Genomic DNA, 18,542 nt, shown 5'->3' on the forward strand with positions numbered 1-18,542 from the left:
GGGGGGCGCCGCCCGGCGGCCCCCCCCCGGCCCGGCCGCGGCACCAGGCGCGGACATCGGACCTCGCACGTGGAGCGCGCCGCCGCCGGCCTCCCTTGCCGGAACCCGGCAGTGCGGGCCGGCCCGTTAGATCTCCTTGGCCGGCCAGTCGAGCAGCCGGGCGCCGATCACCGCGGTCTGGAGGGTGTAGCGGTGCACGGGGTCGGAGGGGTCGGAGCCGGTCAGCTGGTGGATGCGCTCCAGCCGGTACGTGAGGGCCCGCACGCTCAGCGAGAGCCGGCGGGCCGTCTCGGCGGCGACGCAGCCCGCGTCGAAGTACACCGAGAGCGTCCTCAGGAGCGGTTCGGCGCCTCCCCTGGCCTTCTGGAGCGGGCCGAGCTCACTGCGTACGAGATCGGCCATGGCCTGCCGGTCCCGGGTCAGCACCGGATAGACCAGCAGGTCGGCGGAGTACAGCACGGGGTCGTCCAGCTCCATCCGCTCCGCCAGATCCAGCGCGTCCAGCGCCTCGTCGTACGACTGGACCACCCCTCCGGGGCCCCGGTGGGCACGCCCGATCGCCACCCGGCCGCCGTCGGTCGCCGCGTGCGCCTGCTTCGCGAAGTAGCGCAGGACGTCGGGCTGGCTGCCGGGCGCGATGCACACCATCCGCCCGTCCTTCGTCGTGAGCAGGATCTTGCGGCCGCCGAAGCGGGCCAGGAGCGCCGACTCCACCTGCCGGGGCACGGCTTCGGTCTCGGTGTACGCCTCCGGACCGGCCGCCACCGCTACGGCGTGGGCGCGCGAGAGGCGCAGCCCGAAGCGCGTGGCCCGTTCGGCGAGCCGGCCCAGGTCGCTGCGCCCGTACAGGAGGTCGTCGATGAACTCCCGCCTGGCCGCCTCCTCGCGGCGCACGGTGAGGCGCTGGGCGCGTTCGAAGCCGTCGGCGAACGCGTCGACCGCCTGCTCCGCCGCGGCCAGCACGCTGTCGGCGGCGGCGGCCAGGGAGACCGGGGTCGCGCCGGGGGCGGGGGCCGGCCAGGCGGCGCGGGTCTCGGCGAGGTGCATGCGGACCAGGGCGCGGAGCTGGTGCCCGGCCTCGGCGGCCTGTCTGCCCAGGGTGCGGCGGGTGTCCAGCTCCTCCCGGGTCAGCCGCCGTCCCGAGACGGCCGCCTCGCCCAGTATTCGGGCGTAACCCTCCAGAAAGCTGTTGGGAATCTCCGGTTCCGCCACGCGTCCGTCTCCGTTTCCTGATCTGTATCGGACACCTGGCCAACGCACGGGGGCCGATGCCGGTGCCCGGCACCGAGGACCGGCGAACGTTGCCGCGTTCCGGCAATGCGACCGGGCGTCCCCGGATGACACGATCCTGTCGGCACCGACCGGGGGACCACGGGGGAAACACGGGGTGCACGGGGGATCGGGGATCGGGGGAAGACCTGGCTGCCGCGGTGTCGTCGAGGGCGACGCCGCGGCACCGGTCCCGCCGCCGGCCCGCCCGCGAGGCGCCGGCGGCACCGTCGGCGGGACCGGCAGGGGGCGGAAACCGATGCGGGAGTTCCTGGAAGCGGCGCTGTCCTTCCCGGCCGTGCTCTTCGCCGCGCCGCTCGTCGTCGTCATCGCCTTCTGGCTGCTGGTCCTGGCCGGCGCGGCCGACCACCACTCCTTCGACGCGGACCTCGACACCGATCTCGCGGGCGTCGGCGGCGTCCCGGTCACCGTCTCGGTGTCCCTGATGATCGCCGTCGGCTGGTTCACCGCCCTGGCCGGTTCGGTCCTGGTGCACCGCTCGGACGCCACCGGCCCCGTCCGTGCCGCGCTCGCCTGCGCGGTGCTCGCCGGGGCGCTGCTGCTCGCCTGGGGCGTAGTGCGGCTGCTCGTCCGCCACTTCCGCCGCTTCTTCCCCGACCGGCCTCCGCCGTCGCGCCAGGACTTTCCGGGCCGGGTCTGCACGGTCCGTACCGGCTCGGTCGGCACGGACTTCGGCCAGGCCGAGGTCACCGCCGCCGACGGCTCGACCGCCGTCGTCCAGGCGCGGCGGCTGGAGCCCGCCGACGCGGAGCTGACCTCGGGAAGCCCGGGCCTGCTGTACGCGTACGACGAGGCCGGGGGGTTCTTCCGGGTCTCCGCCTACGACAGGGCGCTCGCCCCGGGCCCACCGCCCGCCGCGCTGCCGCCGCACGGCCGTACGGCCCCCGGCCCCACCGTCTGACACGTCACGCTCACCGGCCCGGTGCGCCCGTCCGGCCTCCCCGGACGCTGTGCGCCGCCGGGCCGCCTCACCCCCGAAACCGCTCGTTTCCGTACCACCGGCCGCCAAGGACTGTCGTGGCCCGTGCGGTGGCCGCCCCCGGGCTGCTCGCGAAGGGGATCGCGGCCGTCGAGACGGCGATCGGCCACGCCGCCGGCCCTCGGCATCTGCCGGCGAGCCACCACGACGACCGTTGACCGTCCTCGATCACCGGAAAGGAGCAAGGCATGCTGGGACACGTGTCGACCTTCCCCCAGCAACCCCAACCCTCCCCGTTCACCGGCCACATGGTCGTCTGCGGGGACGACGCGCTGGCCCAGCGGCTCGCCGTGGAACTGCGGTACGTCTACGGGGAGCGGGTCACCCTCGTCGTGCCGCCGGAGCCGGGTGCGGCCAGGCCTGACGAGCCGCTGAGCGGGCGCGGGCGGGCCGCCGCGCTGTTCGGGCGGATGGCGTCCGCGATGAACCGCAACGGCGGCGGGCTGCCGCACGGTTCGGACGGGGACACCAACGCCGGGGTGGAGGCGGTGCGCGTCCTCCAGGCGGCCGAGCCCTCCGACGAGTCGCTGGCGGAGGCGGGGATCGCCGGGGCCGCCGCGGTGGCCCTCGTCTACGACGACGACGAGCGCAACATCCGCGCCGCGCTCACCGCGCGCCGGCTCAACCCCCGTGTCCGGCTGGTGATCCGGCTCTACAACCGCAAGCTCGGCCAGCACCTGGAGACCCTGCTCGACCAGGCCGCCGCCCTCGCCTCCCCCGGGCTCGGCCCGGCCGCGCCGGACGCCTCCACCACGGTCCTGTCCGACGCCGACACCGCCGCCCCCGCCCTCGCGGCCACCGCGCTCGCCGGGTCGACGCGGGTGATCCGGGCGGAGGGCCTGTTCCTGCGGGCCGCCGAACGCACCCCGCCCCGGGGCGGCCAGGTCGCCGACCCCGGCCTGTGCACGCTGGCCCTCCTCTCCTCCACCACCCACGACCCGGCGGGCGCGGAGGGCTCCGACAGCAGCGGCGCGGAGGGGCCGCAACTGCTGCCGGGGCCGGCGGAGATCGCCGCCGCGACCGGGCGCGGCACGGTCGTCCTGGAGGCCGTCACACAGTCCGGACCGGCTGCCCCGAAGGCCCGGATGAGCGGCCGGAGCGCGCCGCTGAGCCAGTTCTTCTCGCGCCGGCTGCGGTGGTCCGCGCTGGGCGTCGGGCTCGCCGTCCTCGGGCTCGCGGTGGCGTCCTCGGTCACCACGGGCGACCACCCGCTGCACGCCGCCTACCTCACCCTGCTCGACCTCTTCGCGATGGGCGACCCGGCGATCGGCGAGCCCACCGCCCGCCAGGTCATCCAGATCCTCTCCGGCATCGCGGGCCTCATGCTGCTCCCGCTGCTGGTGGCCGGGGTCCTGGAGGCGTTCGGCTCGCTGCGCAGCGCCTCCTCGCTGCGCCGCCCGCCGCGCGGCCTGTCCGGGCACGTGGTGCTGCTCGGCCTCGGCAAGATCGGCACCCGGGTGCTGGTGCACCTGCGGGAGCTGGGCATCCCGGTGGTCTGCGTGGAGGAGGACCCCGACGCGCGCGGCATCCCCGTCGCCCGGCGGCTGCACGTGCCGGTGGTCCTGGGCGACGTCACGGACGAGGGGGTGCTGGAGACGGCCAAGATCAGCCGCTCACGCGGGCTCCTCGCGCTGACCAGCGCCGACACGACGAACCTGGAGGCCGCGCTCTACGCCCGCTCGCTCAAGCCGGACCTGCGGGTGACGCTGCGGCTGTTCGACGACGAGTTCGCCACCGCCGTCTACCGCACCCTGCGCACGGCCCACCCGCAGGCCATCACCCGTTCCCGCTCGGTGTCCCACCTGGCCGGGCCCTCCTTCGCCGTCGCGATGATGGGCCGGCAGATCCTGGGCGCGATCCCGGTCGAACGCAAGGTGCTCCTGTTCGCGGCGGTCGAGGCCGGCGGGCACCCGCAGCTGGAGGGCCGCACGGTGGAGCAGGCGTTCCGGGCGGGCGCGTGGCGGGTCCTCGCCCTGGACGTGGCCGCCGGGACCGCCGGCGAGGGCACCCTCGTATGGAACCTCCACCCGGGGTACGTGCTGCGGCCCACGGACCGCGTGATCATCGCCGCGACGCGACGGGGGCTGGCGGAGCTGCTGGGACGGCGGGCGCTGACGCGGCGCTGAGGGGCCGCTTCGGGGCGCCCCGGACCGGGGCGAGCGCGGCAGGGGGCCCGGGCGCCCCTCGACGTCCGGAGGAATACCCCGCCCCCACCCCCCGTTGTACGATGCGTCCAGATAGTTCAACGTTCAACAACAACCGAGCAGGAGGCGGACGCCATGCAGTTCGGGATCTTCACCGTCGGGGACGTCACCACCGACCCCACCACCGGTACGACGCCGAGCGAGCACGAGCGGATCAAGGCCACCGTCGCCATCGCGCGGAAGGCCGAGGAGGTCGGGCTCGACGTCTTCGCGACCGGTGAGCACCACAATCCGCCGTTCGTCCCCTCGTCACCGACCACCACGCTCGGCTACATCGCGGCGCAGACGAAGAGCATCGTCCTGTCGACCTCGACCACGCTGATCACCACCAACGACCCGGTGAAGATCGCCGAGGACTACGCGACGCTCCAGCACCTCGCGGACGGCCGCGTCGACCTGATGATGGGGCGCGGGAACACCGGCCCGGTGTACCCGTGGTTCGGCAAGGACATCCGCCAGGGCATCCCGCTCGCCGTCGAGAACTACGCCCTGCTGCACAAGCTGTGGCGCGAGGACGTCGTGGACTGGGAGGGGAAGTTCCGTACGCCGCTCCAGTCGTTCACGGCCACCCCGCGCCCCCTGGACGGCGTGCCGCCGTTCGTCTGGCACGGCTCCATCCGCTCGCCGGAGATCGCCGAGCAGGCCGCGTACTACGGCGACGGCTTCTTCCACAACAACATCTTCTGGCCCATGGAGCACACGAAGAAGATGGTGCACCTGTACCGGCAGCGGTACGCGCACTACGGCCACGGCACCGCCGAGCAGGCGATCGTGGGCCTCGGCGGCCAGGTGTTCATGCGGAAGAACTCGCAGGACGCGGTACGCGAGTTCCGCCCGTACTTCGACAACGCGCCGGTCTACGGGCACGGGCCCTCGATGGAGGACTTCACGCGGCAGACCCCGCTGACCGTGGGCTCGCCCCAGGAGGTCATCGAGCGGACCCTGTCGTTCCGGGACGCGGTCGGCGACTACCAGCGCCAGCTGTTCCTGATGGACCACGCCGGCCTGCCCCTGAAGACCGTCCTGGAACAGCTGGACATCCTCGGCGAGGAGGTCGTCCCGGTGCTGCGCAAGGAGTTCGCCGCCCTGCGGCCCGCCGGGGTCCCCGAGACCGCGCCGCTGCACCCCGCCTACGCCGCCGCACTCGCGAAGGAGAGCTGACCGTGTTCGCCACCGAACCGCTGAGGATCGTCGCCGTCTCGGCCGGGCTCAGCAACCCGTCCTCGACCCGGCTGCTGGCCGACCGGCTGGCCGCCGCCACCCGGGAGCGACTGGAGGCCGGGCAGGACCGCCCGGTCGGCGTCCGGGTGATCGAGCTGCGCGACCTCGCCGTGGACATCGCGGGCCACCTGGTGTCCGGCTTCCCGCCGCCCGCCCTGGAGGACGCGCTCGCGGCGGTCACGGGCGCGGACGGGCTGATCGCGGTCACACCGGTCTTCACCGCCTCGTACAGCGGCCTGTTCAAGTCGTTCTTCGACCTGGTCGAGAACACCGCCCTGACCGGCAAGCCCGTGCTCGTCGCCGCGACCGGCGGCACCGCCCGGCACTCGCTGGTGCTCGAGCACGCGATGCGCCCGCTCTTCGCCTATCTGCGCGCCGTCACGCTGCCGACCTCGGTGTACGCGGCGTCGGAGGACTGGGGCGCATCGGGCGACGCGTACGCCGACGGCCTGCCCGCCCGCATCCGGCGGGCGGGCGGGGAACTGGCGCAGGCCGTCACGGGCGGCCGCGCGGTCTCCGGCGCGTCCCGGGCCCCCGGGCTCGACGACGAGGTGGTCCCGTTCGAGCAGCAGCTCGCCGCCCTCCGCCCGGCCTGACCGGACTCGCGAGAATCGCCGTTTCGCCCGTTTTGACTAGAGTCGTACGGGAAGACGTGTGCCGGGCCGCAACGAGCAGCACCGAGCACGACCGGGGGCGAAACCGAGCACAGCCGCAGAACCCCAGCTGGAGGCAGAGATGGGCAGGATCGTGGTGGGCGTCGACGGCTCCGAGTCGTCGGTCAGGGCACTGCACTGGGCCGTGCGCCAGGCGGAGCTGACCGGTGACACGGTGGAGGCCGTCAACAGCTGGGAGTACCCAGCCACCAGCTGGGCGTCGATGATGCCGGGCCTGCCGGAGGACTTCGACCCGCAGGCCATGGCCACGGTCTCGCTCACCGAGACGCTGGAGGAGGCGCTGGGCGCCGCGGGCGCCGCCGCCGTCAGCAAGGTCGTGGTGATCGGCAACCCGGCGCAGGCCCTGCTCGACCGGTCCGAGGGCGCGAACCTGCTGGTCGTCGGCGCACGCGGATACAGCGGATTCAAGGCGACCCTGCTCGGCTCGGTCAGCCTGCACGTCACCCAGCACGCCTCGTGCCCGGTGACCGTCGTCCGCGACTGACGTACGGCGCCGCCGGAGGGCCCGCACCACGCGTGATGCGGGCCCTCCCGCGTACTCACAGCGCGGCGCGCTCCTTCGTACTCACAGCTCCACGACGTCCGCCACCGCGCAGGTCACGTTGTCCGGCGCGCCGGCCGCCTCCGCGAGCTCGATCAGCGCGCTCACGGCGGTGGACGGCCCGTCCGCCCCGGCCAGCACCCGCGCCAGCTCCCCGCCGTCGACGACCGCCGAGAGCCCGTCCGAGCAGAGCAGGTAGCGGTCACCGGGCAGCGCGTCCCGGACGTCCACATCGGGCCCGGAGCCGTACGGGCCGTCCCCGGACAGCACCTTGAGGAGCATCGCCCGCTGCGGGTGCGAGAACGCCTCCTCCTCCGTCAGCGAGCCGTCGTCGATCATCGACTGGACCAGGCTGTGGTCGTGTGTGATCCGGAACAGCTCGCCCCCGCGCAGCAGATAGGCCCGCGAGTCCCCGATGTGCACGAGCCCCAGCCGCGACCCCGTCCACATCATCGCCGTCAGCGTCGTGCCGGACTCCTCCGGCGCCCCGCTCCCCGCCACGGCCTGCCGCACCGCGTGCGCGGCCCGCTCCGCCGCGTCGTGCAGGATGTTCAGCAGCTCCGCCGCCGGCACCGCGCCCGGCGCCAGCGGCTTCAGGGCCTCGATCGCGGCCGTGCTGGCCCCCGCGCCGCCCGCGCCGAACCCGTCGGCGACCGCGAGCAGCCGGGCACCGGCGTGGACCGCGTCCTGGTTGGTCTCGCGCACCGCTCCCCTGTCGGTGCGGGCCGCATAGCGGATTCCGAGTGTGCCCACCGATGTCATGACGTCCTCCGTCGACAGCTGGTCGATGAGGAAGGCCGCGAGGTCACGGCGGGCCGCCGTCTCCGCCTCGACGCGCGCCCAGTACGCCCGGATCGCCGCGGCGGCCGCACCGGGTTCCAGCGCGATCACCTCCCTGATCCGGGCGAGCGGCATCCCGATCCGGCGCAGCCAGGCCACCAGCCGGGCCGCCCGCACCTGCGCCGGGTCGTAGTACCGGTAACCGTTCACCGGGTCGACCAGGGCAGGTGGGAGCAGGCCGAGCTCGTCGTAGCGGCGCAGCGCCTTGGCGGACAGCCGGGACAGCCGGGCGAACGCCCCGATCGTCACCAGTGCCGCGCCGGGACCCCGCCCCTGCCCGCCCTCCGTCACCGCACGCCTCCTCATACCGGGCGGACTCCCCGCCCCGGCACACTCGATCCTTGGCCTTCCCCCAGGGAGAAGGTCAAGGATCGGCGACGGACGTGCGGGCGCGGGCGCTACTCCCGCGTGTAGAAGTAGTAGTACGCGGCGACCAGCCCGCCGGCGCCGAGGACCAGGCCGATCATCGACGCCGCCAGGATGCTCGCGCCGGACAGGCTGTAGAGGAAGCCGATCGAGGCGCCGGTCAGCACCCCGTACGCGGCAGCCCGCAGTTCGAGCGGCAGCCGGTTCTGGACGCGGCCGAGTCCGAAGCAGAGCACCGCGAGCGCGGCGCCGGAGACGAGTCCCAGGGCCAGCCTGGTGCCGGTGAGCTCCCCGCCGCCGCGGACGATGGCGGTCGCGTAGCAGCCCATGATCACGCCCAGCGTGACCGGGACGGCCCAGCTGAGGACGGGGCGGTGCCGGGCGGGCGCGGGCCTCCCGCGTACCGGCACCGAAACGTGTGCGGTCATGGCAGAGAGCTCCTTCCGTCACCCCCGCTTTCCCTCCAGAGCACACCTGGTCGCGCCGCCCGGCAACTCGGATGGCCCACGGCCCGGGGCGCGCCGCCGCCGTCCGGGATTCCCTGGAGAGGTGCGGACGTATTTCTCGGTGGCTCTCTCGGCGGTACTGGTGGTGCTGCTGGCCGTCCTGGTGCCGCTGAGCGCGCTGTCCGCCTGGGTCGACCTGGAGATCGACGACACGGACCGTTACGTGGCCGCCGTCGCCCCGCTCGCCGACGACCCCGACGTGCAGAGCACCGTCGCCGACCTGATCACCGAGAACGCGATGAAGCAGATCGACGTCGGACCGCTCCAGGACACCGTCCGCGATTTCCTGCACCAGGCCGTGCTGTCCTTCACGACCACCGACGCCTTCCAGGACGCCTGGACCGCCGCCAACCGCACGGCGCACGAGACGGTCACCGCCGCGCTGGACGGGCAGAGCGGCGAGAGCGTCACCATCGACCTGGCGCCCGTCACTGAGCAGGTGAAGCAGAACCTGGTGGACAACGGGGTGCCGTTCGCCGACCGGATCCCCGTCCAGCACACCGACATCCAGCTGGTCTCCGCCGACCGCGCGGACCAGCTGCGGCAGAGCTTCCGGTGGCTGCGCACCGCGAGTGTGTGGCCGGCCGTCGGCACCCTGGTGTTCGCGCTGCTCGCCGTCGCACTGGCCTGGGTGCGCGGCGGACCCGGCCGCCGGGCCCGGGCGCTGGCCGCGCTGGCCGCCACCGCCGTGACGGGCGCCGGTTTCGCGCTCGGCGCGCTGGTGCTGCGCGGGTTGCTCGCCCTGGCCCGCAACCGGGTGCTGGACGAGGTCCCGGCCAGCGACACCGGCGCCGCGGCGGCCGTCTACGACGCGCTGACCGGCTCGCTGCGCACCACGGTGTGGATCGTCTTCGGACTCGGCCTGGCCGTCGCGGCGTGCGCGGCGGCGGCGCGGATCCGGGCCCGGCGGGTGCTGCCGGCCCCGGCGGAATGACGGGACCGGCGGGCCGACAGGACCGGCGTATGGACGGGCCTGCGTATGGACAGGGCTGCATATGAACGGGCCTGCGTATGGACAGGGCTGCATATGAACGGGCCTGCGTAGGGACGGGGCCGCTCCCGCCGGAGCGGCACGACCGGGAGGTGTACGGATGCGAGCCATCGCTGTCAGCGCGTTGCGGGCCGACCCGGTGCTGGTCGAGCTGCCCAAACCGGAGCCACGGCCCGGCGAGGTCCGGGTACGGATCGAGTACGCCTCGCTCAACCCGCTGGACTGGCAGGTCGTGGACGGCTCTGCGGGGGACCTCGCCCCGGCGCCCCGGTCCTTCCCGTTCGTCCTCGGCGTGGACTACGCGGGCCGGGTCGACATGATCGGCGAAGGGGAGAACCGCTTCCACGTGGGCGATGCGGTGTTCGGGCGGGCGGGGGTGACGGGTACGGCCGCCGCCCCGGAAGCGGGCGGGACGTACGGGGAGTACGTCTGCGTACCGCAGGACTCCGCCATCACCCTCGTGCCGCGCGGGCTCGACCCCCGGGCCGCCGCCGCGCTGCCGTCCGCCGGGATGGCCGCCGCCCAGATCCTGGAGGCGGTGGCGCTGCGCGGCCACGACACCCTGCTGGTCGTCGGGGCGGCGGGCGGGATCGGCTGCTGTCTGACCCAGCTCGCCCGTGCCCGGGACATCCGCGTGATCGCGGCGGTGCGCGGTGACGAGCGGTCCAGGATGGGGTCGTTGGGGGCCGCCGCCACGGTCGACCTGACGGCCGGCCCGCCCGCCGGCGCGCTGCGGAGCGCCTGCCCGGACGGCATCGACGCGCTGGCCGACCTGGCGTCGGCGGCACCGGACGGGTTCGCCGCCCACGCCGCGGCGGTCCGGCCGGGCGGTATCGCGCTCTCCACGCGAGGTGCCGCCGCCGGGGCCCGGCTGCCCGAGGGCGTCAGGGGCGTCGACTTCCGGCTCGACCCGAGCCCGGTCCTGCTGGACGTGCTGGCGGCGGGGGCTGCGGACGGCATCCTGCGCGTTCCCATCGACACCGAACTCCCGCTGGAGGAGGCTCCGCAGGCCCTGAAGCGCAACCGGGCGGGCGGGGCGCGCGGCAAGACCGTGATCGGGCTGCACCGCCCCGGGCGCCGCTGAGGTGCGTCGCGCCACCGCGCCGGACCGGTCCGGCGAGGCCGTCGCGCCGCGCTACTCCGCCGGGCCGGGCCCCATCCCGCGCAGCCGGTCCATCTCGCGCCGGTCCCTCTTCGTCGGGCGGCCCGCGCCCCGGTCCCGTACCGGCACCTGGACGGCGGCCTCGCGCGGGGGCGGGGGCGGGCTGTTGTCCACGAAGCACTCGACGGCGACGGGCGGTCCGACCCGCTTCTTCACCAGCTTCGACACGACGACGATCCGGTCCCGGCCCGCGTGCCGGAGGCGTACCTCGTCACCGACGCGCACCGACTGCGCGGGCTTGGCGCGTTCGCCGGCGACCTTCACATGACCCGCACGGCAGGCGGCGGCGGCCTGCGCACGGGTCTTCGTGAGCCGGACCGACCAGATCCAGACATCGACCCGAACGTTGCCCTCCGCCTGCGGAGCCTCACCGGAAACCATGCGTCCGACTGTAAGCCGTACGGCCGGGCGGTACGTTCCCGCCTCAACCCGCCGCCCTCGCGGAGCAGGTGAGGTGCGGGTGCCGTGAACGTCTGTGTGGGGCCCAGGACTCGGTCGGGGCTCGGTTGCGGCTCGGTCGTCCCACGGGCGGGCCATGCCGTCGGGAGGCCTTATCCGGCCGCTAACCTTACGTATCCGCCCTGGCCGGGGAGCAATTCCCGCAGTACGGACATTCATCGCACCCCACTCACTCACGCGAAAGGCCTCGCCCATGGGCATTCGGAGCTTGCTGCGCAAGGTGTTCGGCCGTGACCGCACGGAACAGGACGAGCCGACGACGGCTACCGTCCCACCCCAGGGCGAGCACTCCCGGCCCGCGGAGTCGGTGGCGGTGGACGAGCCGGCAGCGGATGACGAACCGCCCGCCAGGATCCCGGTACCGGCCCCCGCGTCGTCCGACGAGGACACGAGGACGTCGGATCTGGTGGCGGCGGCCTTCGACAACCCGGCCACCCCGACGGTCCCGGCCCAGGGGAAGGGACCGCACGAGGCGGAGACCGCGGAGGCGGCGGAGCCCGTGGCTCCTGCGGAGCCGGAACCGGTCGCAGAGACCGAAGCGCCGGAGACGGTCGCCGAGCCGGCCGCGGAGACCGACGCCGGGACGGTCGCCGAGCCGGTCACGGAGACGGCCGCCGGGACAGTCGCGGAAACCGAAGCGCCGGAGACGGTCGCGGAGACCGGCGCGCCCGAGCCGGTCGCCCCCGCCGCCGATCCGGCCCCCGAGCCCGTCGCCGCCCCCGAACCGGTCACCGCGAGCGAGACCCCCGTCCCCGAACCGGTCACCGCGAGCGAGACCCCCGAGCCCGAACCGGTCACCGAGCCGGAGCCCGCCGGGACCCCCGAGCCGGCAGCCGCAACCGCGCCGGAGACCGTAACCGAGCCGGAGCCCGCCGGGACCCCCGAGCCGGCGGCCGCAACCGCGCCGGAGACCGTCGCCGCTCCCGAGCCCGAGGGGGCCGCCGAGCCCGAGGCCCCCGCCGTGATCACCATCGACATGGACCCGGAGCCCGACCCGGAACCCCTCCAGGCGACTCCGGCGACTCCGGCGGCCCCGGCCGCCACCGCCGGCAAGCCCGCCCTCACCCTCGCCAAGGTCAAGGCGCGGGCGCCCGAGCTGGCCGGAGCGTACAAGGCGGCGCAGGCCGGGCTGAAGGCGCACGGGCTGACCGGGCTGCGCGCCACCGTCTACCTGGTCCTGGACCGCTCCGGCTCCATGCGCCCGTTCTACAAGGACGGCAGCGCCCAGCACCTGGGCGACCGCGCACTCGCGCTCGCCGCGCACCTCGACGAGAGCGCCACCGTGCAGGTCGTGTTCTTCTCGACCGACATCGACGGCACCGGCACGGTGGAGCTGGACGGCCACGAGGGCCGGATCGACGAGCTGAACGCCGGACTCGGCCGGCTCGGCCGGACGAACTACCACCGCGCGGTCGAGGAGGTCGTCGCGCACTACGAGAAGTCCGGGTCGACCGGCCCGGCGCTGGTGGTCTTCCAGACGGACGGTCCGCCGGACGTCCGGCAGGCCGCCCGCCAGGCGCTCGACGCGGCGGCCCGGCTGCCGCTGTTCTTCCAGTTCGTCGCGTTCGGCGACAAGGACGCCAAGGGCTTCGACTTCCTGCGGAAGCTGGACGCCCCGAACACCGGCTTCTTCCACGCGGGCCCCGCCCCCCGCGAGGTCGCGGACACCACGTTCTACCGCGAGCTGCTCGCCGCGCTCCCCGCCTGGGTGGCCGGGCGCGAGACGGCCCCCGGCGCCTGACCGGCCGGCAGGCGTACGGTCACGGCGAGCCCGCCCCCCGGGGCCCCGCACCGCCGTGACCGTGCGTACGGCCGTGGATCGTCGCGATCGGCCGCACGACCGGCGGGCCGGGGTCCGGCACCGGCCCCGTCCGGTCCCTGTCCTCACCCCGGCGGAACGGCTCGAAGGAGCCGAGGACCCGGGGATGTCGGCCGCGTCCACCACAGCCCCCGTGCCGCGGACCTCCGGCCCGCCCGCCGGGCGAGCAGCCCTCAGCGGCCCAGCGACTCCGCGTCCCCCATCACGATGACGGGTGCGAGGCCCGGGTCGAGGGCCGTGAGGAGCTCCTTCATCCGGTCCTCGGTGACCGACACGCAACCCTGGGTCGGTCCCCCGTGGTCGACGTGCACCCAGATGCCGCCGCCGCGCTCCTCGCCCAGGGGCCGGGTGTGGTCGAGCGGGGAGGTGCCGGGGAGGCGGTTGTAGTCGATGGCGACCACGTAGTCGAAGGAGCCCTCCAGCGGTTCCCCGTGGAACCCCTCGCCCGTCACGGCGAAATCGGGGCTGAGGTCGTACGGGAGTGCCGTGTCCGGGGGGTCGAGGCGGCCGCCCGCGGCGGTCAGCGTGAAGACGCCGACGGGTGAGCGCAGATCGCCCTCCCAGTGCTCGGCGGTCCAGCCGTTGAGGGCGTTGTGGGCGGGCCAGGGCCCCAGCGCGGCCCGCCAGCCCGGCCCGGCGGGTCCGTCCCGGGTGTAGAGGACGGCGGTCGACCTGTTGGAGTCCGGCGACTCACCGGTCACCACGAACGCCTGCCGTGCCTCGGCCGGGATCGCCGCCCGGGTCTTCGGTCCGAGGCCCGGGATCTCGGTGGGCTGCGGCGAGGCCGCGGGCACCGGTGGCCCGGCGGGCGAGGCGGTGGTCCCGGGAGGCCCCGGCACGCCGTTGGCCGGCGCCCGCTCCGTGGTGGCACCGCTCAGATCCGTACCGGAGAAGCCGCCCGTCCCGCACCCGGTGAGCAGCACCAGCAGGACCAGGGAGCAGAAGACGTGCGGCAGGCGCAGGGGTGCGCGCGAAGGGGGCACGGACACGGGTGGCTCCTCAGCGGTCAATGCGCCGGTATCGGCCCAGCCAGTCATTGCCGCAGAGGGAGCCGGTCAATCCTGGGCGGGAGCCATCTGGCCTTACGCGTTCAGGTGATTCGTCTTTTTGTATGACTCCAGCCGTCCCTCCGCGGCGTCCGCGGCGGCCCTCGCGACCGACGGCACACGAAGGGCCCGGAACCCTGTTGCCAGGTCCTTCTTGTGCGCTGGACCCTGAGTCCCTGTCATGCGAGGAACGTCAGGCAGCCGGGCCGGGCGGGGGCGTGAGAGCGGGCTGTGGGTTCCTGTGTGCCGTCCCGGCGCGTGAGACAGCCCCCGGCCAGTGGCGGCCGGGGGCTGTTTCACGTGAAACCCCTTACGGGGCAGGCGGGTCGGGCGGCGCTACTTCTGCGCGTCCTTCGCCGGCGCGGCCGGCTTGCGGAGCTGGATGTTCAGCTCGCGCAGGCGGGCCTCCTCCAGGACGGTGGGCGCGCCCATCATCAGGTCCTGGGCGTTGCCGTTGAGCGGGAAGGCGATCGTCTCGCGGATGTTGGGCTCGTCGGCCAGCAGCATCACGATGCGGTCGACGCCCGGGGCGATGCCGCCGTGCGGCGGGGCGCCGAGGCGGAAGGCCTTGAGCATGCCCGCGAACTCCTTCTCCACCGTCTCGCGGTCGTAGCCGGCGATCTCGAAGGCCTTGATCATCAGCTCGGGCTCGTGGTTCCGGATGGCGCCGGAGGACAGCTCGATGCCGTTGCAGACGATGTCGTACTGCCAGGCGAGGATGTCCAGCGGGTCCTTCTCCTCCAGGTCCTTCAGACCGCCCTGGGGCATCGAGAAGGGGTTGTGCGAGAAGTCGATCCTGCCGGTCTCCTCGTCCTTCTCGTACATCGGGAAGTCGACGACCCAGCAGAACCGGAAGACGCCCTCCTCGAAGTGGCCGGCCCGCTTGGCGGCCTCGACGCGGACGGCGGACATGATCTTGGAGACCTCGTCGAACTCGCCGGCGCCGAAGAAGACGGCGTGGCCCGGGACGAGCGAGAGCCGCTCGGTGAGCGTCTTGACGTCGGTCTCGGTGAGGAACTTGGCGATCGGACCGGCCAGCGTGCCGTCCTCGCCGACGCGGACCCAGGCCAGGCCCTTGGCGCCGTGCTCCACGGCGTACTCGCCGAGGCCGTCGAAGAACTTACGGGACTGGCCCGCCGTGTCCGGCACCGGCAGGGCGCGGACGTGCTTGCCGGCGAACGCCTTGAACTCCGAGTCCGCGAAGACGTCGGAGATGTCGACGAGCTCCAGCTTGGCCCGCAGGTCCGGCTTGTCGTTGCCGTACTTCAGCATCGACTCGCGGAACGGGATGCGCGGGAACGGCGAGGTGACGGGACGGCCGTTGCCGAACTCCTCGAAGAGCTCGGTCATCAGCTTCTCGATCGGCTGGAAGACGTCCTCCTGCTCGACGAAGGACATCTCGACGTCGAGCTGGTAGAACTCGCCGGGCGAACGGTCGGCGCGGGCGTCCTCGTCGCGGAAGCAGGGCGCGATCTGGAAGTAGCGGTCGAAGCCGGAGATCATCAGCAGCTGCTTGAACTGCTGCGGGGCCTGCGGCAGCGCGTAGAACTTGCCGGGGTTCAGCCGGGACGGGACGACGAAGTCGCGGGCGCCCTCGGGGGAGGTCGCGGTGAGGATCGGCGTCGCCATCTCGTTGAAGCCGAGGGCCACCATCTTGGACCGGATCGAGGCGATCACGGCGGAGCGCAGCATGATGTTGCGGTGCATGCGCTCGCGGCGCAGGTCCAGGAAGCGGTACTCCAGGCGCCGCTCCTCGTTGACGCCGTCCTCGGCGTTGATCGTGAAGGGCAGCGGGCCGGCCTCGCCCAGCACCTCGACCTCGGAGACCTCGATCTCGATCTCGCCGGTCGGCAGGTCCGGGTTGACGTTCTCGGTGCCCCGCGCGGAGACCTTGCCGTCGATCCGGACGACGGTCTCCTTGGTGAGCTTCGCCAGGGCCTCGTTGCCCGGCGTGCCGGGACGGGCGACGAGCTGCACCAGACCGTAGTGGTCGCGCAGATCGATGAAGAGGATGCCGCCCAGGTCTCGGCGATTGTGCAGCCAGCCGCTCAGCCGGACGTCGGTGCCGACGTCAGAGGCGCGGAGCTCGCCGCAGGTGTGGGACCTGTACCGATGCATCGTCGTTCATCCAGTCTTCGCGGTTGGGGGCGGAATCAGTCCTCCCAGGCTACCGCCCGCGACCGGAGCGTTTCATTGTCATTGCCCGTATCAAGATCGTCCGCGGGTCCGTACCCCTGCCTTCCTCCCGCATGCCGGTTTAAAGTGGGGCAATGCGCACCGAGGATGTGCTGGCCGCGACCGCGACCGGGCTGTGGCGCTGGGACCACGGAGCCGGGACGGTCACGCTCGACGCGGAGGCCGCCCGCCTGCTGGAGCTCCCCCCGGCGCCCGGTGTCTTCCGCGAGTCGGAGGTCCGCGCCCGCTTCCACCCCGTCGACTGGAACGAGATCGCCGGGGTCGTCGGCCTCGCCGTGGCCGAGGGCACCCTCGCCGAGGCGCGGCTGCGGATCGTGGACGGCAGCGGCCGGGTCCTGCGTACGGTGCGCAGCCGCTCCAGACCCGCCCCGGACGGCGAGGGCGGCAAGGACTACGTGCTCATCGGCACCCTCCAGGAGGTCGCCGACTCCCAGTCCGGCACCGCCGGGTCGCACACCCCGATCACCGGTGACTGGCGGCGCTCCCGCGAGGCGTTCCTGCTGGACGCGGGGCGGGCGCTGGCCGAGGCCGGGTCCACCGCGGAGGTACTGCGGGTCGCCTACTCGCTCTCCATGCCCGGGTTCTCGCCGGACGGCCTCGCGGTCTTCGGCGTCGAGGGCGAACGGCTGACCGTCGTCGGGCAGCACGGGCACAGCGTGGGCGACGAGGGCCCGTTCACCGACATGCCGCTGGACACGGACTACCCGGCCACCGAGGTCGTACGGACGGGCCGGGCGATCTACCTGCCCACGCCGGACGACTACCGCGACCGCTACCCGGCCACCTGGCCGCTGGCACGGCGGTTCGGGCGCCGTTCCTGGGCCTTTCTGCCGCTGATCGTGTCCGGGCGCACGATGGGCACCTGGATGGCCGGTTTCCGGCACCCGGTGTCGTTCTCGCCGGACGAGCGGTCCGTGCTGACGACCGTGGCCCGCATGCTCGCCCAGGCGCTGGCCCGGGCCGGGGCCGCCGACACCGAGCGGGAGCTGTCACTGGGCCTCCAGCGCACGATGATGCCCTCACTCGGCCCGGGCATCCCGGGGATGACCGTGGCCGCGCGCTACGTGCCGACCGGCGGCGGCCTCCAGGTCGGCGGCGACTGGTACGACCTGATCCCGCTGCCCAGCGGCCGCATCGCCCTCGTCATCGGCGACGTCCAGGGGCACGACGTGCGGGCGGCGGGCCTGATGGGCCAGCTCCGGATCGCTCTGCGCGCGTACGCCTCCGAGGGGCACCGCCCCGACGCGGTGCTCGCGCGTGCCTCGCGCTTCCTGTCCGGTCTCACCGACCCCGGCGAGGACGACGAGGGCACGGCCGCCCGCTTCGCGACCTGCCTGTACGCGGAGGCCGACCCGGAGACCGGGGTCCTGGACATCGCGCGGGCCGGCCACCCCGACCCCGTGGTGATGACCCCCGACGGCACCGCCGTCGTCCGGCAGACCGAGGGCGGGCTGCCGCTGGGCGTCGAGGAGGACGCGGACTACCCGACGACCCGGATCGTCCTGGAGGCCGGGGAGACGATCATGCTGTGCACGGACGGGCTGATCGAGACCGGCGGCCACGACCTGGCCACCGGCTGGGTGCGCCTCCGGCCGATCCTGGAGCGGCACACCGGCGACCTGGAGAAGCTCGCGGACGCCCTGGTGCAGGCCGTCCACGGACCCGGCTCGCACTACACGACCGGGCCGCTCGCCGACCGGCGCGAGGACGACGTCGCGGTCCTGCTGCTGCGCCGCGACGGCTCCACCACGCCCCCGGCCCTCTCCCGGCGCACCGCGCTGACCATCGCCCAGGCCGAACCGGAGCGGATCTCGACGGCCCGGCAGCTGCTGCGGGAGCTGCTGCACGACTGGACGGACCCCGACCAGGTCGACGCGGCGGTGCTGCTGCTCTCCGAGGTGGCCACCAACGTCCTGGTGCACACGGACGGCGACGCGCTGATGGTCGCCCAGGCGACCGGGGCACCGGGGGAGCGGTGTCTGCGGGTGGACGTCTCCGACGGCAGCGACGAGCTGCCGCACAAGCGGCGGCCCGGCGAGATGGCCTCCAGCGGCCGGGGCCTGGTGCTGATGGAGATGCTCGCGCACACCTGGGGGGTCGACCCGCGCGGGGCGGGCAAGTCGATCTGGTTCGAGCTGAACGAGGCCGAGCAGCCAAAACCGGCCCTGCCGGACCTGGACGCCTTCGACGCCCCGGACGGCCTCTGAAGACCCCCGCCCCCGCAAAGCCTTCCAAGGGCTGTCCCGTC

General features: G+C 73.9%; 15 protein-coding genes. 9 read left to right on the top strand and 6 right to left on the bottom strand.

Features of this window, described 5'->3' with window-relative positions:
- Window positions 1-126 precede the first annotated feature (126 nt).
- Window positions 127-1,212, bottom strand: a complete 1,086-nt coding sequence (locus tag ABZ564_RS11705; RefSeq protein WP_360853497.1) for a helix-turn-helix domain-containing protein — start codon at window positions 1,210-1,212, stop codon at window positions 127-129.
- Between the two features lie 316 nt (window positions 1,213-1,528).
- Here ABZ564_RS11705 and ABZ564_RS11710 point away from each other — a divergent pair, with 316 nt between their 5' ends.
- The 5 genes from ABZ564_RS11710 to ABZ564_RS11730 all read left to right on the top strand — a co-directional run bounded on the left by ABZ564_RS11710 (window position 1,529) and on the right by ABZ564_RS11730 (window position 6,852).
- On the top strand, window positions 1,529-2,191 hold the full coding sequence (locus ABZ564_RS11710) for a hypothetical protein (RefSeq protein ID WP_360853500.1): 663 nt from the start codon (window positions 1,529-1,531) through the stop codon (window positions 2,189-2,191).
- Window positions 2,192-2,457: 266 nt separating this feature from the next.
- Window positions 2,458-4,395 carry an NAD-binding protein gene (locus ABZ564_RS11715; RefSeq protein WP_360853503.1) on the top strand — a complete coding sequence of 646 codons (1,938 nt, stop codon included), beginning with the start codon at window positions 2,458-2,460 and terminating at the stop codon, window positions 4,393-4,395.
- A gap of 153 nt (window positions 4,396-4,548) precedes the next feature.
- Window positions 4,549-5,634 carry an LLM class flavin-dependent oxidoreductase gene (locus ABZ564_RS11720; protein WP_360853506.1) on the top strand — a complete coding sequence of 362 codons (1,086 nt, stop codon included), beginning with the start codon at window positions 4,549-4,551 and terminating at the stop codon, window positions 5,632-5,634.
- Window positions 5,635-5,636: 2 nt separating this feature from the next.
- Window positions 5,637-6,290: an FMN reductase gene (locus ABZ564_RS11725; RefSeq protein WP_360853509.1), complete on the top strand. Its 654-nt coding sequence runs from the start codon at window positions 5,637-5,639 to the stop codon at window positions 6,288-6,290.
- Between the two features lie 139 nt (window positions 6,291-6,429).
- The gene (locus ABZ564_RS11730; protein ID WP_360853512.1) at window positions 6,430-6,852 is read left to right on the top strand and encodes a universal stress protein; all 423 of its coding nucleotides are present in this window, start codon (window positions 6,430-6,432) and stop codon (window positions 6,850-6,852) included.
- A gap of 81 nt (window positions 6,853-6,933) precedes the next feature.
- Here the strand turns inward: ABZ564_RS11730 and ABZ564_RS11735 are convergent, their stop codons facing one another.
- Window positions 6,934-8,040, bottom strand: coding sequence for a MerR family transcriptional regulator (locus ABZ564_RS11735; protein ID WP_360853515.1), 1,107 nt, complete (start codon window positions 8,038-8,040; stop codon window positions 6,934-6,936).
- A 107-nt stretch (window positions 8,041-8,147) separates the two neighbouring features.
- The gene (locus tag ABZ564_RS11740) at window positions 8,148-8,543 is read right to left on the bottom strand and encodes a hypothetical protein (RefSeq protein WP_360853518.1); all 396 of its coding nucleotides are present in this window, start codon (window positions 8,541-8,543) and stop codon (window positions 8,148-8,150) included.
- A 121-nt stretch (window positions 8,544-8,664) separates the two neighbouring features.
- Here ABZ564_RS11740 and ABZ564_RS11745 point away from each other — a divergent pair, with 121 nt between their 5' ends.
- Window positions 8,665-9,555, top strand: coding sequence for a hypothetical protein (locus ABZ564_RS11745; RefSeq protein ID WP_360853521.1), 891 nt, complete (start codon window positions 8,665-8,667; stop codon window positions 9,553-9,555).
- 157 nt (window positions 9,556-9,712) lie between these two features.
- On the top strand, window positions 9,713-10,696 hold the full coding sequence (locus tag ABZ564_RS11750) for an NADP-dependent oxidoreductase (protein ID WP_360853524.1): 984 nt from the start codon (window positions 9,713-9,715) through the stop codon (window positions 10,694-10,696).
- A gap of 51 nt (window positions 10,697-10,747) precedes the next feature.
- Here the strand turns inward: ABZ564_RS11750 and ABZ564_RS11755 are convergent, their stop codons facing one another.
- A complete protein-coding gene (locus tag ABZ564_RS11755; RefSeq protein ID WP_360853527.1) occupies window positions 10,748-11,155 on the bottom strand; it encodes a S4 domain-containing protein in 408 nt (135 codons plus the stop codon).
- A 271-nt stretch (window positions 11,156-11,426) separates the two neighbouring features.
- Here ABZ564_RS11755 and ABZ564_RS11760 point away from each other — a divergent pair, with 271 nt between their 5' ends.
- Window positions 11,427-12,974 carry a VWA domain-containing protein gene (locus ABZ564_RS11760; RefSeq protein ID WP_360853529.1) on the top strand — a complete coding sequence of 516 codons (1,548 nt, stop codon included), beginning with the start codon at window positions 11,427-11,429 and terminating at the stop codon, window positions 12,972-12,974.
- Between the two features lie 251 nt (window positions 12,975-13,225).
- Here ABZ564_RS11760 and ABZ564_RS11765 read toward each other — a convergent pair whose 3' ends face one another.
- Window positions 13,226-14,041 carry a L,D-transpeptidase family protein gene (locus tag ABZ564_RS11765; protein WP_360853532.1) on the bottom strand — a complete coding sequence of 272 codons (816 nt, stop codon included), beginning with the start codon at window positions 14,039-14,041 and terminating at the stop codon, window positions 13,226-13,228.
- 393 nt (window positions 14,042-14,434) lie between these two features.
- Window positions 14,435-16,216, bottom strand: a complete 1,782-nt coding sequence (aspS, locus tag ABZ564_RS11770; protein WP_360853535.1) for an aspartate--tRNA ligase — start codon at window positions 16,214-16,216, stop codon at window positions 14,435-14,437.
- A 152-nt stretch (window positions 16,217-16,368) separates the two neighbouring features.
- Between aspS and ABZ564_RS11775 the strand changes: the two genes are divergently transcribed.
- Window positions 16,369-18,501, top strand: a complete 2,133-nt coding sequence (locus ABZ564_RS11775) for a SpoIIE family protein phosphatase (protein WP_360853538.1) — start codon at window positions 16,369-16,371, stop codon at window positions 18,499-18,501.
- The last annotated feature ends 41 nt before the right edge of the window (window positions 18,502-18,542 follow it).

The sequence above is a fragment of the Streptomyces sp. NPDC019224 genome (assembly GCF_040632605.1).
Classification (GTDB): Bacteria; Actinomycetota; Actinomycetes; order Streptomycetales; family Streptomycetaceae; genus Streptomyces.